This is a genomic window from Congregibacter variabilis, from assembly GCF_045689235.1.
Lineage (GTDB): Bacteria > Pseudomonadota > Gammaproteobacteria > Pseudomonadales > Halieaceae > Congregibacter > Congregibacter variabilis.
Genome location: NZ_CP136864.1, coordinates 1940679 through 1966021, shown reverse-complemented (window position 1 = coordinate 1966021; position 25343 = coordinate 1940679). Strand labels below are relative to the sequence as shown.

Below are 25343 nucleotides of genomic sequence, written 5' to 3'. Positions count from 1 at the left end.
GGTTGCGAGGTGGGCTCAGCCCAGCTCCTGCCGTTCTTTGATTTCGTCCAGTGTTTTGCAATCGATGCATAGCGACGCGGTTGGGCGCGCTTCCAGTCGTTTAATCCCGATCTCTACACCACAGGCGTCACAGAAACCGTAATCATCCTGCTCGATTCGCTCGATGGTGGAATCGATTTTTTTGATCAGCTTTCGCTCGCGATCACGGGTTCGCAGTTCGAGACTGAACTCTTCTTCCTGCGTGGCGCGATCCGCCGGGTCAGGAAAGTTCGCTGCCTCGTCCTTCATGTGAGACACCGTGCGATCCACTTCTTCCATGAGTTCGGACTTCCAGCGTTTGAGGATGAGCTTAAAGTGCTCGCGCTGGGGTTCGTTCATGTACTCTTCGCCGCGTTTTGGCTTATACGGCTCGAAGTTGCGAAACTCGGTGCCACCGCTGGTGCTTTTGGCGCGAGCCTTCTTTGCAGGCGCTGCTTTTGCTTTGCTGGCGGCCTTTTTCTTGGGCGCCGCAGTGGCTGCCGTCGCTGCTTTCACGGCTTTTTTCTTGGGTGCTGCTTTAGGTGCTGTTTTTGTCGGCATAGTGGTGTTCCAACTATCGTACTCTGGCTGCCCCGCTAGATAATCTGGCAGGGCGCATTTCGAAGCGCGCAGAAGCTACCAGAATTGCCTTCGACACGCCAGCATAAAATGCTGTGGGCTTTAGTCCAGGTAGATTTGTCCGCCAGCAATGGTAAATGCTATGGGTGTAAGAGACTCGCCCATGCAGGGGCCTGCCACGCACTCGCCGGTATCGGTAAGGAACTCTGCGCCGTGTCTTTGGCAGCGCAGTAAATCCCCGCTTTCATCGCTCAAGGAGCCCCCCAGAGGATCCATAGTCTCATTGGCATGGGGGCAATTGTTTTCAAACAGAAAGAAGTCTCCTCGACGTTTAGCGAGTATCAGCGATCGCCCTTCGAGCGTTACACTCTGACTGCTGTTGTCGGGCATAGATAGCAACGTCGGGCCAATTTCGGAGTCGTTCATGGTCACAAAATCTGCTGGTAAAGGTCTCGTCGGTGCAGTAAGCCATCGGACCGTAAAGGAAGGCAAGTTGTGTCTGGGGAGTTGCCTATGACGCGGTCCTCGTTGGAGCGTCAGATCCTGGGCCTCGATGACAGCGCGCTGCTTGCTCGCGGGACACAGCTGTTGCAGCCCGCGGTTTGGGCGGCCCTGACGCAGCTCGCTACAGCTGCCGCTGAGCATGGTTTTGACTTAAAGGTTGCCAGTGCTTACCGCTCTTATGAGCGTCAGCTCAAAATCTGGAACGACAAGCTGTGCGGCGAGCGTCCCGTGGTCGATGATGCTGGCCAGGAAGTGGATATGGCGGCTATGAGCACGCAGGACTGTATTGCCTGCGTCCTCCGATTTTCAGCGATGCCAGGAGCCAGCCGGCATCACTGGGGTACAGATCTTGACGTCTTTGATGCGGCGGCTGTCGCCCCGGACTACAAGCTACAGCTGAGTACCGCAGAGGTGGCAGCGAATGGTCCCTTCGGGCCCATGCACGAATGGCTGGATCAGCGTATTGCCCAGGGAGATAGTTTTGGTTTTTACAGGCCCTACGATGAAGACCGGGGAGGGGTTGCGCCGGAGCGTTGGCATTTGAGTTTTGCGCCTTTAGCCGCGGGATATGAAAACCAAATTAACCCGGACCTTCTTCGCGCTGCCTGGAGCGACGCGGCCTTGGGTGAGATCAGCGGCAAACAGACGTTAAATCAACTGCTTGACTCACTCTTTGAGCGCTTTGTTGCGAAGGTAGCTGCAGCGCCTGAAGCGGCGCTGGAATATCTGCCGCCGACCTAAGTGTCGGCAGCAGACGTCAATACGAGAAGCGCTTACTCTTTGGCTTGCTTGTGCAGGTCGCCAAAGTGATTCCAGTAGTCCTTCTCGGATGCAGCGATGACTTTGAGAGCTTCTTCCCGGCCGTAGACATGATCAACTTTGATGTTGATCTCCTTGCCCGGTATGAGCTTGTAAGTTGAGAAGTAATGCTGAAGACGCTCGACCTTGATTTTTGGCAGGTCAGAAATGTCTTTTACATCCCCCCAGATGTTGTCGCCATCGAGAATCGCAATGATTTTGTCGTCGGCTTCGCCATCGTCAATCATCTGTATGCCGCCTACGACGCGGGCGTTGAGAATGATGTCTGAACGATTGATGTGGCGCTCTGAGTAGACGCAGATATCCAATGGGTCTCCATCAGCCACCTCAACGCCCGGGCAGCGCTTGGCTACTTCTTCTGCGCAATAAGTTCGGGGGATAAATCCATACAGCGCAGGGGGACTGGAGGTCGTGCGCTGAGGACGATCGACCATGAGAAAGCCCGATGCCTTGTCCAGTTCGTACTTGACGACGTCTGTAGGCAGCATTTCAATGTAAACCTGCACGATGCCTTCTTCGGCACCGTCCATTTGAGTGTGCAAGCCGTGCCAGGGGTGTCGGCGCCAGCGATTGAATTGTTCATTGAGATACATGATGTCTCCTTTCATGTTGAGCGGCGCGCCAAAAGAGCGTCGATGCCGCGGTAAATCTGGTGTTTGGGATAAGGGTAAAAAAACTGGCGCGATTGTACCCGCTAGCTTCGCTAAAATCTGTGTGACTTTGCCGCTGTTTGTTTGCGAGATCCGGCGAGCAGCTAGCTCACATGAAACCGCTTGCGCAGCTTTCGCGGAACCAGTTCATTCTTGAGCCGAACATACTGGGGTAACCCCTGGTGATAGCTCGGATAGGCTTCGCCTTGAATAAGCGGCTGCAAATACTCTCTGGCTGCCGGTGTGATTCCAAAGCCGTCCCGGGTAATAAAGCTTCGGGGCATTTTCTTTTCGACATTGGCCACTTTCTCAAGTGGAGCTTCGGCAATGCGCCAGCTGTAACGTTTGCCCTTGCCGCGGACGATGCTGGGCATTACGGCGTTCTTGCCTGCAACTGCCATCTCTACGGCCGCTTCGCCTACAGCATACGCTTGATCAAGATCGGTTTGAGAGGCTATGTGTCGTGCGGCGCGCTGCAGGTAGTCTGCAACGGCCCAGTGGTACTTATAACCCAATTCGCTTTTCACCAAGTTGGCGAGTGTCGGCGCCAGGCCGCCAAGCTGCGCATGACCAAAAGCGTCGCGGGTTCCCGTGTCGCTGAGGAAACGTCCGTCGGCCGTTTGTGCGCCTTCGGATGCAACGACCACGCAGTAGCCAAAGCGTTTTACTGAGCGCTGCACACGCGCCAAAAATTTCTTCTGATCAAAAGCGATTTCCGGGAAAAGAATGCAATGCGGGGCATCACCTTCGCGCTCCGCGGCAAGGCCTGAGGCGGCGGCGATCCAGCCGGCATGTCGGCCCATGACTTCTAAAATGAATACCTTGGTCGAGCTGGCGCACATGGAGGCAACATCAAGAGATGCTTCTCGCGTTGAAATAGCGACATATTTTGCAACGGAGCCAAACCCGGGACTGTTGTCCGTGTGCGGCAAGTCATTGTCGATGGTCTTGGGTACGTGGATGGCCTGAAGTGGATAGCCTAAGCTCTGACTTAGCTGGGAGACCTTTAGGCAGGTATCGGCAGAGTCGCCGCCGCCGTTATAAAAGAAGTAACGGATGTCGTGCGCCTTAAAAACTTCCATCAACCGCTCGTACTCCGCGCGATTGCTCTCCAGAGACTTCAGCTTGTGACGACAGGATCCAAAGGCCCCGGAGGGTGTTTGCAACAGACCACGGATGGCTTTGCTGCTCTCCCTACTGGTGTCGATGAGCTCCTCCTGGAGCGCGCCTATGATGCCGTTGCGGCCAGCGAAAACCTTGCCAATGACGTCACGATGCTGCCGGGCCGTCTCAATGACACCACATGCAGAGGCATTAATAACCGAGGTAACACCGCCAGATTGGGCGTAAAAGGCATTGGCTTTCCGACTCAAGCTGGACATCCTCAGGGAACTGTTATCAAAGATGGCAATCATACGGGATGTAAGCTCCGCTGTGCACCGCATGGCGGGGCCATAGTGTGATGCCGTGCTAGAATTTCGCTCTTTTTTATAAGGATTCACTGTGCAACAGCGCCTGCACATTCTGGGTATATGCGGCACCTTCATGGGCGGCTTGGCTTTGATCGCCCGGGAACTGGGCTGGGAAGTCAGCGGCTGTGATGCCAACGTATATCCGCCAATGAGCGATCAGCTTGCCGCGGCGGGAATTGCCTTGCACGAGGGTTTTGACCCGGAGCATCTTCCGGATGACGCACTGATTATCGTGGGTAACGCCTTGTCGCGGGGTAATCCTGCGGTTGAGGCAGTTCTGTCCCGCGCAATGCCTTATCAATCAGGGCCTCAATGGCTGGCCGAAGCAGTTCTCGCCGATCGCTGGGTTCTCGCTGTGTCCGGTACCCACGGCAAGACCACTGCGAGCAGCATGTTGGCCTGGCTGCTGGAGGATGCCGGGCTCTCCCCGGGTTTTTTGATCGGCGGTGTGCCCCTGAATTTTGGAGTTTCCGCCCGCTTGGGTAGTGGCAGTTTTTTTGTTATCGAGGCAGATGAGTACGACACGGCCTTTTTTGATAAGCGCGCCAAGTTTGTTCACTACCGTCCCCGAACCTTGATTGTGAACAATCTTGAGTTTGACCATGCGGACATTTATCCCGATCTTGCGTCCATTCAACGACAGTTTCATCACCTCCTGCGCTGCGTTCCCGGCAACGGTCGCGTGTTTACGCCCCAGGGTGTGCCCGCAGTCGAAGAGATGCTGGCGTTGGGCTGTTGGACGCCCCGGGAGACACTGTCGGTAACAGATGACGAGGCCGACTGGCATGCAAGGCTTGAAGATGCCGGAGGTACTCAATGGCAGCTCGACGCCCCCGGTGGCGAACAGCTGCAGGTAAGCTGGGGTCAGCGTGGAGCGCACAATGTCGCCAACGCATTGGGAGCCTGTGCAGCGGCCAGGCATGTTGGCGTTACGCCCCGTTATGCCGTCAGCGCGCTGGAGCGCTTTTTGGGGGTGCGTCGGCGTCTGGAGCTCAGTGGCGAGGTCAACGGTATTCGCGTTTACGACGATTTTGCACACCATCCGACGGCGATCGCCAGCACGCTTGCGGCCATGCAAGGCGCTGCAGATCGAGGACGGGTTTTGGCGGTGATCGAACCACGTTCCAATACCATGCGTATGGGACAGCATAGAGCCGCTCTAGCGCCGTCTACCGCCCATGCCGATGAGGTTTTCTGGTATCAGCCCAAAGCTTTGGGCTGGTCGCTGGAAGATGTGGTCGACAGTAGCCCGGTAGCGGCGACGATTAGTGAAGACATTGACGAACTGATTTCGCGGATCGTGGATCAGGCTTTACCCAAAGATGATGTTGTTGTGATGAGCAATGGCGCTTTCGGTGGGATCCATCAGCGCTTGTTATCGGCGCTTGCACAGCGTCATCAGGAGTAACTTTATGTTGGCCTTTTATGAGCAGTTGGTGCTGCGGCGTCCCCTTGCCGTGCTCGCATTGCTGTGCGTGTTATTGATCCTTGCACTGCTGCAGTTTCCCAAGATTCGTATAGACGCATCGGCAGACTCCTTGTTACTCAAGGGTGATCCGGCGCTGGAGTACTTTCGAGAGGTTGGGCGACGCTACAGCAGTGAGGATTTTATTGTAATCACCTGGCGCCCCAAGGCGCCTTTGCTATCCGATGCTTCCTTGGAGCCTCTGTCGGCGATGGCTGATGAGCTTCGAGCCTTACCCGGCGTATCGTCGGTGGTTACGGTATTGGATGTGCCTCTACTCCAAAGTCCGCCCGTGGGGCTCTCGCAGGTCACTTCGGGTGACCCGCTGCCATCTTTACGGGATGCACAGGTCGATCGCGGTTTGGCGCTTCAGGAATTCACTCACAGTCCGCTCTACAGCGATCTACTGGTTGGTACTGATGGTGACGTCACGGCGATTCAGGTAAATCTTACGCGTGTGGAGGGCGACGCCGCGTTGCTGCGCGAGCGTGAAGAATTGCGTCTTGCGAAGCGCTCCGGGGACCTCAGTGATGCGGCCGATGCGCGTCTTTCTCAGGTCGAGGAGCAGGTTAAACAGCGCAGCGCTGAGCAGTTAAGCCAGCAAAGTTCATTGGTGGCTGGCGTGCGCGCTGTGGTTGCCCCCTATCGTCAGCATGCGGGCATCTTTGTAGGCGGCGTGCCCATGATCGCATCGGACATGGTGAGTTTTGTGCGGAGCGACCTGGTGGTGTTTGGCAGTGCCATTCTCGGCGTTATGTTGCTGGTGCTGTCTTTGATATTCCGGCGCATCAAATGGGTGGTCACCCTGCTTCTCAGCTGCTCCGTGAGCGTGACTTACACCCTGGGGATTCTGGGTTATCTCGATTGGCGAATGACGGTGATTTCTTCAAATGTGGTGGCGGTCTTGCTCATTGTGTCACTGGCCATCGCGATCCATCTGGTGGTGCGCTATCGGGAATTGCATCTGCATCAGCCGGATCTGACGGTGTATGAACGGGTTAGAGAGAGCATGCGTCTCATGGCGGTGCCCTGTGTTTACACAGGCATTACCACCATGGTGGCTTTCGTGTCCTTGGTAGTGTCCGGAATCCAGCCGGTTATTGATTTCGGCTGGATGATGACGCTGGGTATTTGTGTCGCGCTTGTGGTGTCTTTCACGCTCATCCCCACTCTGATGCTGTTGTGGCCACACGCAGATGAGCCGGCGGTCAGTGAAGAAGGTGAGCCCTTTACCCTGCGTTTTGCTCGGCTTGCTGACCACCACGGATCCTCGGTGCTGTGGGGGAGTTTGGTGCTGAGCGTGCTGGTAGTAGTGGGCGGATTGCGTCTTGAAGTTGAAAATCGTTTCATTGATTACTTTAAGGAAAGCACTGAGATTTACCAGGGCATGGAGCTTCTGGACGCGCGGCTCGGCGGCACCATCCCGCTGGATATTGTGATTGCTGCTCCGGATAGCTCTGCACCGCTGCCGGGGCTGGAGAGTGCTTCCATCAGCAGCGCAGCGCCCGTGGCTGACGATGACCCTTTTGCAGACGAGTTTGACGATCCCTTTAGTCGTGAGAGCGCGCTGGGCAGTGATGCGGATGACTTTGCCGACGATGGTTTTTCTGATGACCCCTTTACTGATCAGGGAGATGAGGATTTTCTTGGAGCAGATAGTGGCGACGTGTTCGGTGCGAGCAACGTTGACCCCGGATTTTGGTTCAGCCTCGAAGGCATGCGCCTGATCGATCGACTTCAAGGCGTTGTCGATGGCTATGCCGAAACTGGCAAGGTCCAGTCGCTGTCCACCACTTTTGAGCTCTTTCGCCAGCTGCTGGGCGACGATATGGGCAGCGTAGAGCTGGCGCTTGCGCGCAACGCGCTTTCAGCGGAAATCTCCCGGCAGCTGGTAGCGCCTTATTTTGATGCTGAGCGCGATGAGGCGCGAATTACAGTGCGGGTAAAGGAGACCAGTAAGGACCTGCGGCGAGATGCCTTCCTGCGTGATCTCGATCTGGCGTTGCGCGAAGAGGGCGGTCTCGATGACGGGCAGGCGCGTTTTACGGGCATGCTGGTGATGTACAACAATGTTCTACAGAGTTTGTTTGCATCACAGATTTTGACCTTAGGCGCTGTGTTTACAGCCATTTTGTTTATGTTCTGGGTGTTGTTTCGCTCGCTGTCGTTAGCGCTTATTGCCCTTGCACCAAACCTGTTGGCTGCGGGATTGGTTCTGGCGATCATGGGCTTCGCTGGAATACCTTTGGATATTATGACCATTACCATCGCAGCGATTGTGGTGGGCATTGGCGTGGATGACTGCATCCACTACGTCTATCGCTTTAAACAGGAGTTTTTGCTTGATCAGAACTATCTTGCCGCCATGTATCGCAGTCACGGCAGTATTGGCAGGGCTATGTATTACACGACCCTGACAGTGGTTATTGGTTTTAGCACCCTCACTTTGTCTAATTTCAATCCAAGTTTGTATTTTGGCGTGCTCACGGTCATCGCCATGGCTGCGGCGGTGATTGGTGCGCTGCTGCTGTTGCCGCGATTGATACTACTGTTTAAGCCCCTGGGTCCCGGGCAATGACTGAGATAGCGCTGTTTCCGCTGTCGGCTGTGCTGCTTCCCTACGGTCGCATGCCCCTGCAGATATTCGAGCAACGATATCTCGAGCTGGTGAAATCATCCATGCGCAGTGGCGACAGTTTTGGCATGTTGCGCATTGAGCGTGGGGTCGAAGTTGGCTCCGCCAGACTGCCAGTGCTGGCAGGCATCGGCACCCTTGCATCTATTGTGGATTGGGATCAGTTGGAGAACGGTTTGCTGGGCGTCACTGTGGAGGGTGGGCAGCGTTTTCGCCTGGGAGATTTCTGGCGGGAGAACAATGGCCTGCTTCGCGCGGAGGTGGAACTTTTACCGCCCTTGGAGCACGCAGCCATGATTGAAGCATGGGAGCCCATGCGGACTGTACTGCAGGGCCTTGAGGCACATCCGCATGTTCAACGCATGGGCATGCCGGCGGATCTGGATGATGCCTGGCAGGTCGCCTATAGCCTGGTGCAATTGTTGCCTTTAGAGGAGGAGCTTAAGGTCGAACTGCTTTTACTCACCTCGATTGAGGAGCTTATGCGGGAGCTTGATGTACTGCTCAATGCTTTGAGTGGAGAGGCTTAGGCAGAGCGGATACTAGTCAGAGGAGGGCATGCTGCCCGGCGTCCAGCCGCCGAGCATTTGCCATCGATTAACAATGCTGCAAAACAACTCTGCGGTGCGCTCCGCATCGTAGGCTGCAGAATGTGCCTGTTCATTATCAAAGGGTATGCCAGCTTCCAGGCAACTTTTCGCCAGGACTGTTTGCCCGTAGGCGAGACCCGACAAGGTCGCCGTATCGAAGTGCGAAAAAGGATGGAAGGGATTACGTTTGATTTCACAGCGCTCGACCGCTGCGTTTAAAAAACCCGCATCGAAGTGGGCGTTATGTCCCACGAGTATCGCCCGGTTGCACTCCTGGTCTCGAATCTCCCGGCGAACGACCTGAAACAGCTCTGCCATTGCATCTTTTTCTGAGTGTGCCTCTCTGAACGGGTGGAAGGGATCGATGCCCGTGAAATCCAGTGCGGATTGCTCAATGTTGGCCCCTTCGAAGGGGGCAACGTTAAAGCTATGGGTTTCGTGAACCGCAACGTGGCCGGCGTCGTCCATGCGAATGATGGTGGCCGCAAGTTCCAAAATGGCGTCGGTAGATGAAGAAAACCCACCCGTCTCCATATCAATAACAACCGGCAGAAAGCCTCGAAAGCGCGATCTCATGGCCATGATCTACTGCGCTCCCGCTTCGATGACTTGCCACCGTAAGGACTCGCCGGCACCCAGTGGCACCATCTGTTCCTCGCCCAGGGGAATGCTCTCGGGCACCTTCCAGCTCACGCGTCGCAAACACACTTGCTCGGTGTTGCGTGGGCGTCGGTAAAAGTCCGGTCCACGTAAGGAGGCAAAGTCCTCAAGACGATCCAGCGCGTTCAAATCCTCGAAAACTTCAGCGTAAAGCTCAAGCGATGCATGAGCGGTGTAAACGCCGGCACAGCCACAGGCGCTCTCCTTGGCCTGCTGCTCGTGCGGCGCTGAGTCCGTGCCAATAAAAAAGCTTCGATCCTCACAGATCGCTGCCTCACGGAGGGCGTCCTGGTGTTGTCGACGCTTGAGAATCGGCAGGCAGTAATAGTGCGGTTTAATGCCACCGACCAGCATGTCGTTGCGATTGAGTCGCAAGTGGTGGGCGGTGATGGTAGCGCCGACCTGTGGTCCGGAGCTCTTCACGAATTCCACTGCATCGCTGGTGGTGATGTGCTCCAGTACCACGCGCAGCTTGGGAAATCGCTCTACGATGGGGGCGAGGTGCTCCCCAATAAAAACCGCCTCGCGATCAAAGATATCGATATCGGCGTCGGTGACTTCGCCGTGAACCAGCAAGGGCAGATCGACCTCTTCCATGGTGGCAAGTACCGGGTACAGTGCTTCCAGGGAATTGACGCCCGCATCGGAGTTGGTAGTGGCTCCCGCCGGATAAAGCTTGACGGCGGCCAGCCAGTCCGTCGCCGCAGCCTCGCGGATGTCCTGAGCACTCGTGCCGTCCGTTAAATAAAGAGTCATTAGCGGATCAAATTGCCGAGAAGCATCGTGCATGCTGCGCAGGATTCTCTGGCGATACTCTGCGGCCAGGCGAGTGTTGGTAACCGGGGGTACCAGATTCGGCATAACGATTACGCGTCCCATGTATCTGGCCATGTCGGCACAGGTCTGGGTAAGCGCTGGACCATCACGGAGATGGCTGTGCCAGTCGTCGGGGCGTATTAGAGTCAGGGTGTCCAAAGGATTGGGCCGTGCAGAAGATGGATGGTGATGCTACCGCAAAGGTGCACTCGACAAAACCATAGGATGGTCTTATCCGTGCACGAGGGTCGCCGCAGCGGTAAACTGGCGCACTTTTGCATTCAAGGATCAGCATGGCAGACGTCAATAAAGTGGTTTTGGCCTATTCCGGGGGGCTGGATACCTCGGTCATCGTGCGCTGGTTGCAGGATAACTATGCCTGTGAGGTTGTGACCTTTACCGCTGACATCGGTCAGGGCGAGGAAGTAGAGCCCGCGCGGGCAAAAGCCGAAGCGCTGGGTGTCAAAGAGATCTACATCGAGGATCTGCGTGAAGAATTTGTTCGCGACTACGTGTTTCCGATGTTCCGCGCCAACACCATTTACGAGGGGGAGTACCTCCTTGGGACCTCTATTGCACGTCCGCTCATCGCCAAGAGGCTCGTCGATATAGCCACGGAAACCGGCGCCGATGCAATTTCTCATGGCGCTACAGGCAAGGGCAATGATCAGGTGCGTTTTGAGCTTGGAGCCTATGCCCTGAAGCCGGGTATTCAAGTGATAGCGCCGTGGCGGGAGTGGGATCTTAGCTCCCGCGAGTCGCTCATGGCCTATTGTCGAGAGCGGGACATACCCGTGGACTTTGCCGCGGCCGGCAAAAAATCTCCTTATTCCATGGATGCTAACTTGCTGCACATTTCCTACGAAGGTGGAATTCTTGAAGATCCCTGGGCCGAGGCAGAAGATTCCATGTGGCGCTGGAGCGTTAGTCCCGAGGAAGCGCCGGATACGCCGACATATATTGAGCTGGAGTTTGTTGGGGGCGATATCGTCGCTATCGACGGACAGGAGATGTCCCCGGCGACGGTTTTGGAGAGTTTGAACCGCATTGGCGGAGCAAACGGCATTGGCCGATTGGATATCGTCGAAAATCGCTACGTGGGCATGAAGTCCCGGGGTTGCTACGAGACGCCCGGAGGCACAATCATGCTCAAGGCGCACCGCGCCATTGAGTCCCTGACGCTGGATCGTGAGGTGGCGCATCTGAAAGACGAATTGATGCCGCGCTACGCGAATCTGATTTACAACGGCTATTGGTGGTCCCCTGAGCGGCAAATGCTGCAAGCGGCGATCGATCAGTCGCAGTCCGTGGTCAATGGCACTGTGCGTCTAAAGCTGTACAAAGGCAGCGTATCGGCGGTGGGTCGAAGCTCCAAAGACAGCCTGTTCGACGAAAGTATTGCGACCTTTGAAGACGATGCAGGCGCCTATGATCAAGCGGATGCTGAGGGTTTCATCAAACTCAATGCGCTGCGTTTGCGCATTGCCGCAGGGCGAGGGCGCAGTTCACGCTAGCTCGTTTCAAGTCACGGCAGGCAAGGCTTGACGTGACTGAGAAGGAAGTCGAGTTGAATAAAAGCTAAATGGTTTAGGGGCAATAATGTATGAGCGAGATCCTTGACGTAGTGATCGTTGGGGCGGGCCTTTCGGGTATTGGTGCGGCCTGTCATCTCAAACGCAACTGTCCCGAACGAAAGATCGCTATTTTGGAGGCGCGGGAACGCAGCGGCGGCACCTGGGATTTGTTCCGTTATCCAGGCATCCGCTCCGACAGTGATATGCACACTCTGGGATACAGCTTTAAGCCTTGGGAAGAGTCCAAGGCGATTGCCGACGGGCCTTCGATTCTAAGCTATGTACGTCAAACAGCTAAAGAGTATGGCGTCGATTCGCTGATTCGCTACCAACAGAAGGTCAAGCAGGCAAATTGGGACAGCCAGCAGCAGTGCTGGGAACTGAGTATAGAAGAAGGCGAACAAAGTTCTTCATACACCGTGAAGACGCGGTTTTTGCATCTTTGCGCCGGTTATTACAACTACAGTCATGGACATGAGCCAGAGTTTCCCGGGCGTGACAGTTTCAAGGGAGAATTTGTACACCCTCAATTTTGGCCCGAGGACCTTAACTACGACAACAAGCGTGTGTTGATTATAGGATCCGGTGCTACAGCCATGACTCTGGTGCCCGCTATGGCGGACAAGGCGGCCGAGGTTGTGATGCTGCAGCGTTCACCAACATGGGTGGTGTCCCGGCCCTCAAGTGACTGGATTGCCAACTTTTTGCGAGCGGTGCTGCCCAAGCGCTGGGCTTACAATGCCACCCGCTGGAAGAATACCCGCATGCAGCAGTGGATCTATAAGAAAACGCGGACGAAGCCCGAAAAGGTTCGCCAAATGCTGTTGGATCAGACGAAAAAGGAGCTGGGTGACGCGGGAGACATTACGGATTTCACGCCTAAATATAATCCCTGGGACCAGCGCCTGTGTCTCGTTCCGGATAGTGACCTGTTTGCGGCCATGCGCAGCGGTAAAGCGCGAGTCGTAACCAATCACATAGACACGCTCACCCCTGAGGGAGTGCGTCTGGTCGACGGCACCGAAATAGCGGCTGACATTATCGTTTCCGCCACGGGGCTTGAGCTTAATTTCTTCGGAGGTATAGAGACCAAGGTCGACGGCGAAGCCTTTGATTATGCCTCCAGTTATACCTATCGCGGCATGATGTTTACCGGCCTGCCCAATTTGGTGTCGGTGTTTGGGTATATCAACGCTTCCTGGACGCTTCGTGCAGATTTGGTGTCTCAGTGGATGTGCAGGCTCCTGGCTCACATGGACGCTTCTGGACAGGCGGTGGTCACCCCTGCGGTGGAAGAGAATCTGCCCAAGATGAGCCCCGGGCCATGGGTTGATGATTTTTCGGCGGGGTACATGCAGCGCGTAATGCATTTGTTTCCAAAGCAGGGGGATCGACATCCCTGGGTGATCTCTCAGAATTATTTGCGTGAGAAGCGCGAGTTTGAAGAAATGAGCTTTACCGAAGCGGCATTGCGCTATGAGCCTCCCTTGGCTGCCGGGCAGGTCGATAAACGCGCCGCCTAGGCGGTTGGGTTGAGCCGTCCATCGATAAAATCGAATACCTAGTGCAATAAATATAGTTTTATCGATGACTGATTCTTGGTTAGGATACTGATCCTCGCAACGTTGCGACTCGTAAACTAAGCTACGAATTCACAGCCATTTTGTTTTTAGACTCTCAAGGAGAACGCAGACGTGACTACACATGTACCAGAAGCAACATTCAAGACCCGCGTACGGGACGAATCCGTAGGTGGCGACAACCCTTACCGTTGGGAAGAGAAGACAACTGCCGATATTTTTGGCGGCAAAAAAGTTGTCGTTTTTTCACTGCCCGGCGCGTTCACGCCAACCTGCTCTTCTAATCACCTGCCGCGCTACGACGAGCTATACGAAGAATTTAAAGCGCAGGGCGTCGATGAGATCGTTTGTGTGTCAGTGAACGATGCTTTTGTGATGTTCAAGTGGGGTCAGGATCAGGGCAACAAGAACATCTTTTTGCTTCCTGACGGGAACGGAGAATTCACTCGTAAGATGGGCATGCTGGTGGATAAGTCCAACATTGGCTTTGGTATGCGCTCCTGGCGTTATTCTATGCTGGTCAATGACGGCGCGATCGAGAAGATGTTTGTAGAAGAAGGGTTTTGCGATAACGGCGAAACCGACCCCTTTGAAGTATCTGATGCCGACACTATGCTGGCATACCTGAAGGGCACCGAGTCTGCGGGCGTATCTGAGCCACGTAAGGCTTTTGTAGGCTAAGCCTTTTAGCGCAAGCTAAACTGCTCTTGGGCCGTAAGGTCTGTGAACCCGTCTCGATTGTCGATGCGGGTTTTTTTATGTGTCGTGCATATTGCCCGTGAGCCGGTTTCACTTAACCACCGGGCAAACCCTTCTGGAGCGTTGCATGAATTCTTTTTCATGCCATGCTTGGGCGGATTAACCCTTAGCAGGATAGAGGTATGTCTTGGCCTGAACCGATAACGCTAAAAGGCGAGCATGCGTCATTAGTGCCCCTGTCAGTTAGTCATGAGGCAGAGCTTGCTGCGGCGGCAGATGATGGCGAAGTATGGCGTCTTTGGTACACCAATGTCCCTTCTCGCGACGACATGCTTATGGAGATAGAGCGGCGGCTCGAGGAGCACCGATCTGGTCGCATGTTGCCTTTTACGGTGCTTGATGCCGATGGAATTCCTGCGGGCATGACGACCTATATGAATATTGATGCGAAATCCCCGCGGCTTGAGATCGGGTCGACCTGGTACGCCAAACGAGTACAGCGTACGGGGCTCAATACACAGTGCAAACGCCTTATGCTTGAGCATGCGTTCGATGTTTTGGGCTGTATTGCGGTGGAGTTTCGTACTTCTTCGTTTAACCGCGCCAGTCGTCGTGCCATAGAACGCATCGGCGCGAAGCCTGACGGCATACTACGACATCATAGTCGTCACAGAAACGGGACACTCCGTGACACCTGCGTTTACTCGATATTGGAAAGCGAGTGGCCTGCGGTAAAAGTGCATTTGGATGCCATGCTGAAAAGTTACGCTTGCTGAGTATGTCGGACCTTTTTGCATGCGATGACGCAGAGCATTTAGACTTGCCCGGCGGGGAGTTGTTGCTTTATCGAGATCCGGATCTTGGCGCATCTGCAGCGGCCTTGTTTGATGAGCTTCACAGCGGTCTGGATTGGCGTCAGGAGCCTATTACCCTATTTGGAAAGCGTTACATGCAGCCGCGTCTGTTGGCATGGTATGCCGATGCGGGCTTGTCCTATCGATATTCCGGGATTCAACATCAGCCTTTGGCCTGGACCCCGGGGCTTGCCGCTTTGCGAGAACGTATTGAGATGCTCACTGGCGCTAGCTTTAACAGCGTACTTGCTAATCAGTATCGCGATCATCGGGATAGTATGGGCTTGCATGCCGATGACGAGCCTGAGTTAGGGCAGCGACCGGTAATTGCTTCCCTGAGCTTAGGTGAAGAACGCGTGTTCAGGCTCAAGCACCGAACGCGCAGGGACATTAAACCCCTGCGATTGGCCCTGAGCTCGGGAACGTTACTGATCATGCGTGGTGATACTCAGAAAAACTGGCGTCATGAGGTTCCAAAGCAAACTAAGACCTGTGGGCCGCGGATCAACTTAACATTCCGTTACGTGCATCCAGAGCTGGTTCGGAACAATTGAGTGGTGGTGTTTTCACAAAGCTGTCACGCCGCCGCGGTATACTTAAGCCATGAATATTCCAGAACAAGTTGCCGGAGAAACAACCGGCGGTAGCATTACTCCGCCGGCGCGCATAGCTCGAGCTTCTGTGCGTCCAGTTCAAACACTCGATCTGCTGACCCAGCGGGAAATGGCCAGCCTTGCCAATGCCGATGCGAGTCTGCATGAGCTTTTTCGACGCTGTGCCCTGGCGATCCTCAATACCGATGGATATGTCGATGACGCACGGAAGGTTTACGAGGCCTATGCCGACTTTGATGTGCGGGTGATCCCCGAGCCCCGGGGTTTGAAGTTAGAGCTCTTTAATGCGCCGGGGGAAGCCTTTGTTGATGGAAAGATGATCGAAGGGATTCGTCATCATCTGTTTTCTGCGCTGCGCGACATCGTGTACACCGAGCACAAGTTAGCAGAGCAGCAGACCTTTGATCTGATTAGCTCCGAAGGAATTACTGACGCTGTTTTTCGAATTTTGCGTAACGCTAATGTTGTACGCAGCAACGTACAACCCCGTCTGGTCGTATGCTGGGGAGGACATTCGATTTCTCGTACGGAGTACGATTACTCCAAGACAGTCGGCTATTCGCTAGGCCTACGTGGGTTCGATATATGCACAGGCTGCGGTCCGGGTGCCATGAAAGGCCCTATGAAGGGGGCAGCCATCGCCCATGCCAAGCAGTTGAATCGCGATACCCGTTACGTTGGACTCTCTGAACCTGGGATTATTGCAGCCGAATCACCGAACGCGATTGTCAGTGAACTGGTGATCATGCCGGATATCGAAAAACGACTTGAGGCTTTTGTGCGAGTCGCCCACGGGATTTTGGTGTTTCCTGGTGGCGTCGGGACGGCAGAGGAGATCATGTTTTTGCTGGGGATAAAAATGCACCCGGATAATGCTCACATAGAGCTACCCCTGATTTTCACCGGGCCGGCCGAGAGCGCCGCTTACTTTGCCCAGATTGACGCGTTCTTGCGCGACTGTCTGGGTGAAGAGGTGGCAAAGCACTACACCATTATAAATGGCGATGCGGCTGCGGTTGCCCGCTCAATGAAGGCCTCTATAAAAGCTGTACGGCGTCAGCGTATCGAGCAAAACGAATCCTTTAGCTATAGTTGGACCATGCATATCCCCAAGGAGCTGCAGCAACCTTTTTTGCCCTCACACGAAAATATGGCGGCACTGTCTTTACACAGGGATCAGCCTAGTCATCAGTTGGTTGCCGAGCTGCGTCGTGCGTTTTCGGGCATTGTTGCAGGAAATGTAAAAGACTTTGGTGTGAGAGCTGTTGAGACACATGGCCCGTACCAACTCCACGGAAGTGGCGAGGTGGTTGCTGGATTGTCCGGTTTACTGGAAGGGTTCGTGCGTGATGGCCGGATGAAGATTGACCCAAGTACTTACCGACCCTGTTTTGAGGTTGCCTCGAGCAGTTAGCATGACGATCGCTTCGTTTACTATGTGTTTGCTTAGAATGAGGATCTACAATGAAGTACCTACTTAGTCCCCTGATACTACTTGTTACTCTGGTTGCAGTTGTGCCCGCGCAGGCCGAGCTGCCTTTTACCGTGACAGAAGTTGCCAAGTTTGATGAGCCCTGGTCGGTGGCCGTGATGCCTGATGGGCGACTGCTTGTGACCGAGGTCAAGGGCACCCTCTTTATTGTGAACGAAGATGGGTCGCAGTCCCGCCGTGTTGGTGGTATGCCCGACGTGCGCTACGGAGGTCAGGGCGGTATGGGCGATGTGGTCCTGCATCCAGACTTTGAAGATAACCACATTGTTTATCTTAGCTATGCCGAGGCGGGTGTCGGCGGCACCCAGGGCGCGGTTGTTGCTCGGGCGATGCTCGACGAGTCGGGTCGCCGACCGAGCCTTAGCGACGTAGAGGTTATCTGGCGACAGTACCCCAAGCTCGTCGGCTATGGGCATTATGGACATCGTATGCTGTTTGACGATGAGGGTTATCTCTGGATCACTTCCAGTGATCGTCAGAAGTTCACCACTTCCCAGGATATGCAGTCCAATGCGGGAAAGCTGATTCGCTTACATGACGACGGTTCCATACCTGAAGATAATCCTTTCGTGGACTACTATGCGCAAAACCCCCTGGTAGATGACGAGGGTGTTTATCCGCAGATATGGTCTCTGGGTCACCGCAACGTGCTGGGTCTGGCCATTGACTTGAATGATCGGCTTTGGGGCGTGGAGATGGGGCCTGCAGGCGGTGATGAGCTAAACCTCATCAAGCGCGGAGCGAATTACGGCTACCCCGTGGTTTCCAATGGCGATCATTATGACGGCCGGGAAATGCCGGACCACGATACGCGTCCAGAATTTAACGCTCCGGCACTTTGGTGGACTCCAGTGATTTCGCCAGGAGATATGCTTGTGTATCGAGGTAAGGCGTTTGCTGACTGGCGCGGAAACGCATTGATTGCGGGTTTGTCGTCCCGCGCGATTGTGCGTGTCGAGTTGAATGAAGACGGCTCAGCTACCGAGGTCGAGCGCTATGACATGGGCGCGCGCATTCGTAGCGTCGAGGAAGCCGCTGATGGCAGCATTTGGGTCCTGGAAGAAAACGGAACCAGCCCCGGGAGATTACTGCATCTGACCCCCAAGCCCTGAAAGTAAGAGCGATCTCATGCCTGTAGAAGTGAAAATTTTGGCGTATGTTCCTGTGCTGCGCTCGCTGCGGGGCTTTTTCACGGCATTGACTCTACTGTGTTGTGGCGCAGCTGTTCAGGCGCAGCCTGAGCTTCGCTCGGGCTTTGTGGAGGTCCCGGGCGGTCCCCTGTGGTACGAGATTGCCGGTGACGGTGACGGCGTGCCGTTGCTGACGCTTCATGGTGGGCCTGGCGGTACTTCATGCAGCCTGCAATTGCTGTATCCCTTGTCTGATGAACGCCCGGTGATTCGCTACGACCAGTTAGGCAGCGGGCGCTCGGGTCGGCCGCGTAATCCAGAGCTTTGGAATCGCGATCGATTTGTGGAGGCACTGCATACCTTGCGCAATGAGTTAGGCCTTGAGCGAATGCATCTTCAGGGGCACAGCTGGGGCGGCGCGCTGGCGGCATACTACGTGCTGGAGAAGGGTGGTCAGGGTATCGTCTCGTTAACGTTATCCTCGCCCTTGATCAGTACCCCGCTGTGGATCCGCGATGCCAATGCACTGCGAGCCACGCTGGATCCCGAAGTACAGGCGGTACTGGATAAGCACGAGGCTGATGGCAGCACTCAACACCCTGATTATCTGGCGGCAACGGACGTTTTCTATGCGCAGTTTGTATCGCCTGGAGAAGCCAAAGAAGAGTTTGAGTGTCCCGACGCACCGCGAAACTCGGTGATTTACAATCAGATGTGGGGCCCCACAGAATTTTTCGCCACGGGCAGCCTGCAGGACTTTGATCTCACACCCCGTCTTGGCGAGATAGATGTGCCCACCTTGTTTGTTACCGGTGAGTTAGACGAGGCTCGGCCGGATACAGTCGAAGGCTTCGCCAAGCTGGTGCCCGGAGCCCGTTTTGAAGTGATTCCAGGTGCTGGTCACCGATCGATTAGTCGTGAACCCGAGCTCTATCGGGGCTTGTTGAGAGGTTTTATGAAGGACGCAGAACGTGATGTTGAAGAGATTGCGAAAGGCTACACTGCAGCCTGGAACAGCAGCGACCCTGATCAGGTGGCTGCGTATTACTCGCCTGAGGGCGCATTGACCATTAATGGTGGAGAGCCCTCGGTGGGTCTAAAGGGCGTCTCGGAGGCAGCCTGGGGCTTTATGGTGGCGTTCCCTGATCTTGTACTGGTCAACGATCGCATTGAGCGTAGCGGAGATCGTATCAATTATCACTGGACCTTCAGTGGAACAAATACTGGACCTGGGGGTACGGGCCGCTTTGTGAAGTTTAGCGGCTACGAATCGTGGATTCTCTCTGAGGACGGTCTGATTCAGGATTCGCTGGGTAGTTTTGATGCCGAGGACTATGAGCGCCAGCTGGCTGGCCAGTGATTGTCAGGGCGCTGCGAGCGCTATGAATCCAGAGTCACCACATCCGGTCTTTTGAATACTCCGCATACCCTGCGTCGTATTGCTCGGCATCAAATTCTGCTCTGACTTCCTTGATAAACGCGCCGGCGGTGGGTGCCTCACGATTGGAATCAGTGCTTTGCCACAGCTGGGAACGCATCAATGATTTTGCACACTGAAAATACACTTCAACAACATTGATCATGATAACCGTCTTGGGATGCACGTTTTTCCGCTCGAACTGAGTGGTAACTTCTGGATCGGCAGTCAGTGCGGCCAGGCCATTAACCCGTACAACATTGTTGTTTCCTGGGATCATGAACATCAGACTCACCCGCCCGTCCTGAACAATGTTTCGTAGCGAATCCAGTCGGTTGTTCCCCCGCCAGTCCGGAATCCATAGGGTGTTTTGGTCCCGTACTTTAGCGACGGATTCTGTGTCTCCTCTTGGGCTCGCGTCAGTTCCGGCTGGGCCAACGCTTGAAAGGACAACAAATCGTGATGAGTCGATCCATTTACGATAAGCGGGAGTAATAAAGGTCCTGACCTTTGTTAGGGATCCCGGTACCGCGTCGTCGTACAGCGCTTCTAAGTGCTCGATGCTATCAATAGTCTCCATGCGGTCCTTTACTCCTTAGGTCTTGATCACACTGAACACGCCGCTCGCACGCACGATCCGTTTGCTGCCCACCAGAAAATAGCAATTGGCAAAGGCTATGCTGCTACCCACTTTCTGAATATCGGTGTGAACTTCAATCCAATCTCCGAGCTTGGCAGAGCCTGCATAATCGATACTTAAGCTAGCGGTAACCAGAGGTATCGGCTGCTCTCCTTGAAAAGCAGCGTTATAGCCCAGGGCAACATCGGCCAGACTACTGAACACACCTCCGTGCACTAATCCTCTGGCATTGCAGTGCTTTTCTTCTGCTCTTAGGCCGATCAATAAGCCGTTTTCGGTTTTCTTGTTGAAAATTGGACCGAGCAACTCGAGATAGGGGCTGGTTCTAAAAATAGGTTCAAAATCGGCCGGAATGTCATTCAATCTTGTGCCCTCGTCGTTGCTGTGATGGTCGGCGCGTTAGAGTCACCTGTGTAGTCCGTTTGAGATGCCTCAAGGACGGGGTTGATCTTACAGGGATATGCTCATGTCGACGCGATGCATGCCCGGCCCCCAGCCGTCATCTGTGATCGACTGAATCTGTGCCCCAAATTTTTCGAAGAATGCTTTTGCTTTATGGCTGGTGGCGATATGCACCACTGTGGTTCCTGCAGCCATTGCGGATGCGGTGACTCTAGCCATGATTGTTGAGCCGATACCCCGGCCTTGTGCCTGTGGATCCAGCAGTATCCAATTGAGGGCCTTTTCATTGGCTCGAGTATCAATGTCAAATAAACCGAAGGCGCCGACCACGGAGCCTGCGACTTCGCATAACTCATAGTTGTTTGGGTCGGCGGCTAAGAACTCCAGGTAATCTGCCCTTTCGTTGGGAGCAAAGTACTCTGGGCAGTTAGCGTCAAAAAGATCCAGACAGATTTGCTTGTCTGTCTTTAAGTAAGAACGGAACATCACTCGATTCATGGTCAGTCCAATTCATCTTTGCAGCACAAATTATGCAGCGACATTTAGTGAAAGTCCCGGGACTTCAGTCCGAGATTACCCAAGGCGTCACTGTGATCGAAGAGTGCTCCAGCGACAATGTGGGTGACGCCATCACGTTTTTGTAAGGTGCCTTTGATCATTAGCAGGCGACCTTTCATAAGTGCTTCACGGAAGTTCTGTTGCACCTTTGGCCATACCACGATGTTGTTGTTGCCCGTTTCGTCTTCCAGGGTCAAAAAGAGTACGCCGGACGCGGTTCCGGGTCTTTGTCGACAGGTCACCAGTCCTGCAATGCGTACAAAGCGCCCATCGTTGAGTGCTGCAAGATCCTGGTGACATTTACAGGTATTAAAAGGTGCCTGGCTGCGTAGCAAGGCAAGAGGGTGCGCCCGCAGCGTGACGCCTGTGCTGCGGTAGTCGGCGATAACCGACTCGGCAATCGCGGGTTCCGGGAGGCTGACTTCATCGTTTAGTGTTGCTCCTGTGGCCTGCTGTTCGTACTCCAGTAGTGGACGGGCGGGCTCCAGCGCCATGACCTGCCAGCGCGCCTGATGCCGATGGCCGCTGAGACTGGCCAGTGCATCAGCATCTACCAGTGCTTCCATATCTCGGCGGTTAAGCTCTGCCCGTTTGCGTAAATCGGAAACCTGGCGATAGGGTGAATGTTTGCGGGCGCCGCTGATGCGCCTGGCTGCATCTTTGGACAAGCCTTTGATTAAACGCAGGCCCAAACGTATGGGGGCGCGACTGCCTTGTTCGCCATTGTCGAGTAGCTGGTGATCCCAGTCGCTATGATTTACGTCTGCAGCTAGCGTCATGACGCCGTGACGGCGGGCATCCTGTATAAGTTGGGAGGGTGTGTAAAAGCCCATGGGCTGGCTGTTCAGGAGTCCAACATAGAAGGCGCTGGGGTGGTGGCATTTGAGCCAGGACGACACATAGGCAAGTAAAGCGAAGCTCGCCGAGTGTGACTCAGGAAAGCCATAGCCACCAAAGCCCTTGATTTGCTCAAAGAGTCGCTGCGCATAATCCTCGCTGTAACCCCGGCGCAGCATTCCGTCAGTGAGCTTTTTCTCGAAGCTCAGCAGTTTGCTGTTGCGCCCCCAGTTGGTAATAGCCCGGCGCAGTCGGTCGGCCTCACCGCCGGTAAAGCCTGCGGCAACCATGGCCAGACGAATAACCTGTTCCTGAAATATCGGTACGCCCAGAGTGCGCTCCAGAACGTTTTGTACCGCCTCGTCGGGATAGCTGATGCTCTCCAGGCCCTGTCGGCGGCGCAGGTATGGATGCACCATGTCCCCTTGAATTGGGCCGGGGCGGACGATGGCGATCTCGATCACAAGATCATAAAAGCAGGCCGGTTTTAGTCTTGGCAGCATGCTCATCTGCGCCCGGGACTCAATCTGAAAGACCCCGATAGAGTCCGCGTGCTGCAGCATGCGGTAGGTCGCTACGTCTTCGGCGGGAATATCCTGCAGTTGACGGATGCGCGGATCATAGCGATGCACCAGGGCCAGAGATTTGCGGATCGCCGAGAGCATGCCCAGGGCCAGAACATCGACCTTTAGCAGACCCAGTGATTCGATATCGTCTTTGTCCCATTGGATCACGGTGCGATCTGCCATGCTGGCGTTTTCTACCGGCACCAGCTGTGAGATCGGGCCCCGGGAAATCACAAAGCCACCCACATGCTGAGATAAGTGCCGAGGGAACCCCAGGATCTCCTGCACCAGTTGGTAGAACAGCTGCGCCGTATTGGGCTCACTATCCTGACGCTCAGTCTTCAGTCCATGCTCGCTGAACCGGGCTTCCAGATCTCGTTGTTTATCCCACCAGGCAAGGGATTTGGCCAAATCATCAACAAAGATTGGATCCAGTCCCAGTGCCTTACCGACATCGCGAACAGCACTGCGGGCTCGGTAGGTAATGACCGTGGCGGCAAGGGCGGCGCGACGTCGACTGTATTTGTCGTAGATGTACTGGATGACTTCTTCCCGGCGCTCATGTTCAAAGTCCACATCGATGTCTGGTGGCTCGTCGCGTTCCCGGGAGATAAAGCGCTCAAAGAGCAGAGAGATTTTTTCTGGGGAGACTTCGGTAATAAACAGGCAGTAGCAGACCACGGAGTTTGCTGCTGATCCTCGACCCTGGCAGAGAATATCTCGGTCTCGGGCGAAGCGAACGATGTCATATACGGTAAGAAAATAGTATTCGTAGTCCAGTTCGGCGATGAGGGCGAGTTCTTTTTCGATGCGCTCTCGGATGACTGATGGTGTTCCGTTCGGCCAGCGCTTGCCGGCACCTTGCCAGGTCAGCTCTCGCAGATAGTCCCGGGCGTTATGTCCATGGGGGACCACTTCTTCGGGGTATTCATAGCGCAGTTCGCTGAGGCTGAACTGGCACCGCCTGGCGACATTAAGGGTTTCTTGCAGTAACTCCAGGGGATAAAGGCGTTGCAACTGACTGATACTGCGTAAATGTTGCTGGGCGTTGGGAAGTCGGCGACTGCCCAGTTCAGCAACACTGCAGTTGTATCGCAGGGCTGTCATAACGTCATGAAGAGGCTTGCGAGTCGCGCAGTGCATCTGCACATCACCGCAGGCAAGAAGCGGGAGCTGCAGTTTTTCAGCGAGGCTTTGCAGCGCGCGATAGCGACGGAGTTCATCGTTGCCCAGCAGGTACTGCACGCCGATCCAGACACGTTCCCGACACAGTCGTGACAACTGTTTTCCGTAACCACGGTTAACTTCACTATCTTCTTTGGGTAGCCAGATAAGCAGGCAGCGTTTGAGATGGAAGATCACATCGCGAAGGCTAACTTCGTACTCTCCCTTGGGACTGCGACGTCTCCCCAGACTGATTAGGCCTGATAGCTCTCCGTAGGCTGTTCGATTGGGTGCCAGTGCTACGAGATGAATGCCTTCGCTTAATTTAAACTCGCTGCCGATGATGAGGTGAATGTTGAGTTCCCTCGCGGCGACATGAGCTTTGACTACGCCGGCAAGGGAGCATTCGTCGGTAATCGCAATACTGCTATAGCCATTTGCTGCAGCCTGTGCGACCAGCTCTTCCGGGCGCGAAGCGCCGCGAAGGAAGCTGTAACAGGAGAGACAATGGAGTTCGCAGTAGGGCATGCAGAGTGGGTACTTCGTTGGTTTTCTATGGCCAAAACAGGCGGATCAAGCTTTGCTAATAGTACTGTATATATATACAGTATATGACGAAAGGCTGAGAAATCCATGTATGCTTCGCAGGGAGCTGCAGCGAGAGCGGCAATTCCAGACCTACGCTGAATATTTGGATCGCCAGGATTAGGAAATGAATAAATCAATCAAGCCGGTTGCAACACATGTTGCGACAAATGTTGCGATAAATATTGCGAGAATGCTCGCAACAACGTTTGCGCTTTGCTGTCTCGGCGCTGGCGCCTCTCTAGCCGAAAATACGTCTGTAACGCCATGGGCCGTCGACTTTTTTGACGATTTTGACCGATTTGACCCAGCGAACTGGCAGGATCAGCTGGTTTTTGTGAATGGCGAGGATCACTGCTACGTACCGGACAACCAGTTTAATACCCGGGAAGTCAGTAACGGAACATTGAAGCTGCGAGTAGTCGATCTTGGAGAAAAGCGTCCCTGTGACATCGTGAGTAAGAAGGGAGTGAGACACCCGGATACTCAGTATGTGGCCGGGCGTATCGCCTCGAAAAACCGCAAGGAGTTTGTGAAGGGACGTTGGACCGCAAGGCTCAGGGTCGAAAACAACGGTCAGCGAGGGATGTTTCCAGCCTGGTGGTTGTTGGGCGCATTCAATGACGAGCCTCCGGTACAGGAGCCCGACGAAACTGTGTGCTGGCCCATGTACGGGTCCGGTGAGATCGATATTTTTGAGCATCATGGCGATGGCGGCCCAGACCACTATGCGGCACGCGCTATCAAGAGTAATGGTGCCTGCGATGACGGGGATTGGCAGGCCCTAATGCTGGTGCAGGAAGCGAGCCTTGATGATTTCCATGAGTATTCTGTGGAGTGGCTTGGCGATGACATTATTTACCGACTCGATGGCGCCGAGGTATATCGGAATGAGGGGATGGCTGATGCTTTGTCAGAGCCGTTTTTTGCGATTCTCAACTTTGCGAAGATTAACGATGCCTTGATGTCCGAAGATTGGGTGATGGAGGTGGATTGGGTGAAGCACGAGTATCTACCCTAAGC

At 54.7% G+C, this 25343-nt stretch carries 23 protein-coding genes; 13 read left to right on the top strand and 10 right to left on the bottom strand.

Translation table 11 applies throughout. The features are described from left to right. Positions 1-15: 15 nt before the first annotated feature. Together dksA and R0135_RS08645 are read right to left on the bottom strand one after the other, a co-directional pair. Positions 16-534, bottom strand: coding sequence for an RNA polymerase-binding protein DksA (dksA, locus tag R0135_RS08650; protein ID WP_407349893.1), 519 nt, complete (start codon positions 532-534; stop codon positions 16-18). A gap of 165 nt (positions 535-699) precedes the next feature. Beyond that, on the bottom strand, positions 700-1023 hold the full coding sequence (locus R0135_RS08645; protein WP_407349854.1) for a Rieske (2Fe-2S) protein: 324 nt from the start codon (positions 1021-1023) through the stop codon (positions 700-702). Between the two features lie 87 nt (positions 1024-1110). On the opposite strand from R0135_RS08645, the gene R0135_RS08640 reads away from it, so the two are divergent. Then, on the top strand, positions 1111-1842 hold the full coding sequence (locus tag R0135_RS08640) for a D-alanyl-D-alanine carboxypeptidase family protein (RefSeq protein WP_407349853.1): 732 nt from the start codon (positions 1111-1113) through the stop codon (positions 1840-1842). Between the two features lie 32 nt (positions 1843-1874). On the opposite strand, the gene R0135_RS08635 is transcribed toward R0135_RS08640, so the two are convergent. Both R0135_RS08635 and R0135_RS08630 read right to left on the bottom strand, forming a co-directional pair. Next, positions 1875-2513 (bottom strand): inorganic pyrophosphatase, encoded by a 639-nt coding sequence (locus R0135_RS08635; protein ID WP_407349852.1) that lies wholly within the window; start codon positions 2511-2513, stop codon positions 1875-1877. A gap of 161 nt (positions 2514-2674) precedes the next feature. Further along, positions 2675-3952 carry a 6-phosphofructokinase gene (locus tag R0135_RS08630; RefSeq protein ID WP_407349892.1) on the bottom strand — a complete coding sequence of 426 codons (1278 nt, stop codon included), beginning with the start codon at positions 3950-3952 and terminating at the stop codon, positions 2675-2677. 163 nt (positions 3953-4115) lie between these two features. Between R0135_RS08630 and mpl the strand changes: the two genes are divergently transcribed. Genes mpl through R0135_RS08615 form a run of 3 tightly spaced genes read left to right on the top strand, consistent with a single transcriptional unit; the run spans position 4116 to position 8672 of the window. Further along, a complete protein-coding gene (gene mpl, locus R0135_RS08625) occupies positions 4116-5450 on the top strand; it encodes a UDP-N-acetylmuramate:L-alanyl-gamma-D-glutamyl-meso-diaminopimelate ligase (RefSeq protein ID WP_407349891.1) in 1335 nt (444 codons plus the stop codon). A gap of 4 nt (positions 5451-5454) precedes the next feature. After that, positions 5455-8085, top strand: coding sequence for an efflux RND transporter permease subunit (locus R0135_RS08620; protein ID WP_407349851.1), 2631 nt, complete (start codon positions 5455-5457; stop codon positions 8083-8085). After that, positions 8082-8672, top strand: coding sequence for an LON peptidase substrate-binding domain-containing protein (locus R0135_RS08615; RefSeq protein ID WP_407349850.1), 591 nt, complete (start codon positions 8082-8084; stop codon positions 8670-8672). Before R0135_RS08620 ends, R0135_RS08615 begins: the two co-directional genes overlap by 4 nt. 12 nt (positions 8673-8684) lie before the next feature. Here the strand turns inward: R0135_RS08615 and rnt are convergent, their stop codons facing one another. Together rnt and pyrC are read right to left on the bottom strand one after the other, a co-directional pair. After that, positions 8685-9314, bottom strand: a complete 630-nt coding sequence (rnt, locus tag R0135_RS08610; protein ID WP_407349849.1) for a ribonuclease T — start codon at positions 9312-9314, stop codon at positions 8685-8687. A gap of 3 nt (positions 9315-9317) precedes the next feature. Then, positions 9318-10367 carry a dihydroorotase gene (gene pyrC, locus R0135_RS08605; protein WP_407349848.1) on the bottom strand — a complete coding sequence of 350 codons (1050 nt, stop codon included), beginning with the start codon at positions 10365-10367 and terminating at the stop codon, positions 9318-9320. 134 nt (positions 10368-10501) lie between these two features. On the opposite strand from pyrC, the gene R0135_RS08600 reads away from it, so the two are divergent. The 8 genes from R0135_RS08600 (at position 10502) to R0135_RS08565 (ending at position 19511) form a co-directional block, all read left to right on the top strand. Continuing rightward, positions 10502-11722, top strand: coding sequence for an argininosuccinate synthase (locus tag R0135_RS08600; RefSeq protein WP_407349847.1), 1221 nt, complete (start codon positions 10502-10504; stop codon positions 11720-11722). Positions 11723-11811: 89 nt separating this feature from the next. Then, a complete protein-coding gene (locus tag R0135_RS08595; RefSeq protein WP_407349846.1) occupies positions 11812-13305 on the top strand; it encodes a flavin-containing monooxygenase in 1494 nt (497 codons plus the stop codon). A gap of 171 nt (positions 13306-13476) precedes the next feature. Continuing rightward, on the top strand, positions 13477-14043 hold the full coding sequence (locus R0135_RS08590) for a peroxiredoxin (RefSeq protein ID WP_407349845.1): 567 nt from the start codon (positions 13477-13479) through the stop codon (positions 14041-14043). A 200-nt stretch (positions 14044-14243) separates the two neighbouring features. Next, the gene (locus R0135_RS08585) at positions 14244-14837 is read left to right on the top strand and encodes a GNAT family N-acetyltransferase (RefSeq protein WP_407349844.1); all 594 of its coding nucleotides are present in this window, start codon (positions 14244-14246) and stop codon (positions 14835-14837) included. Between the two features lie 2 nt (positions 14838-14839). Further along, positions 14840-15469, top strand: a complete 630-nt coding sequence (locus R0135_RS08580) for an alpha-ketoglutarate-dependent dioxygenase AlkB family protein (protein WP_407349843.1) — start codon at positions 14840-14842, stop codon at positions 15467-15469. Positions 15470-15518: 49 nt separating this feature from the next. Beyond that, on the top strand, positions 15519-16943 hold the full coding sequence (ppnN, locus tag R0135_RS08575) for a nucleotide 5'-monophosphate nucleosidase PpnN (protein ID WP_407349842.1): 1425 nt from the start codon (positions 15519-15521) through the stop codon (positions 16941-16943). Positions 16944-16993: 50 nt separating this feature from the next. After that, entirely contained in the window at positions 16994-18133 is a 1140-nt protein-coding gene (locus R0135_RS08570; RefSeq protein ID WP_407349841.1) for a PQQ-dependent sugar dehydrogenase, read from the top strand. 16 nt (positions 18134-18149) lie between these two features. Continuing rightward, the gene (locus R0135_RS08565) at positions 18150-19511 is read left to right on the top strand and encodes a proline iminopeptidase-family hydrolase (protein ID WP_407349840.1); all 1362 of its coding nucleotides are present in this window, start codon (positions 18150-18152) and stop codon (positions 19509-19511) included. Positions 19512-19545: 34 nt separating this feature from the next. On the opposite strand, the gene R0135_RS08560 is transcribed toward R0135_RS08565, so the two are convergent. The 4 genes from R0135_RS08560 to R0135_RS08545 form a co-directional block, all read right to left on the bottom strand. Next, positions 19546-20148 carry an MSMEG_1061 family FMN-dependent PPOX-type flavoprotein gene (locus tag R0135_RS08560; RefSeq protein ID WP_407349839.1) on the bottom strand — a complete coding sequence of 201 codons (603 nt, stop codon included), beginning with the start codon at positions 20146-20148 and terminating at the stop codon, positions 19546-19548. 15 nt (positions 20149-20163) lie between these two features. Then, complete coding sequence (locus tag R0135_RS08555; protein WP_407349838.1) at positions 20164-20571, bottom strand: PaaI family thioesterase; 408 nt, start codon at positions 20569-20571, stop codon at positions 20164-20166. Between the two features lie 87 nt (positions 20572-20658). Next, positions 20659-21108 carry a GNAT family N-acetyltransferase gene (locus R0135_RS08550; protein WP_407349837.1) on the bottom strand — a complete coding sequence of 150 codons (450 nt, stop codon included), beginning with the start codon at positions 21106-21108 and terminating at the stop codon, positions 20659-20661. A gap of 44 nt (positions 21109-21152) precedes the next feature. Beyond that, positions 21153-24263, bottom strand: a complete 3111-nt coding sequence (locus tag R0135_RS08545; RefSeq protein ID WP_407349836.1) for an error-prone DNA polymerase — start codon at positions 24261-24263, stop codon at positions 21153-21155. 184 nt (positions 24264-24447) lie between these two features. Between R0135_RS08545 and R0135_RS08540 the strand changes: the two genes are divergently transcribed. Continuing rightward, on the top strand, positions 24448-25341 hold the full coding sequence (locus R0135_RS08540; protein ID WP_407349835.1) for a family 16 glycosylhydrolase: 894 nt from the start codon (positions 24448-24450) through the stop codon (positions 25339-25341). Positions 25342-25343: the final 2 nt, after the last annotated feature.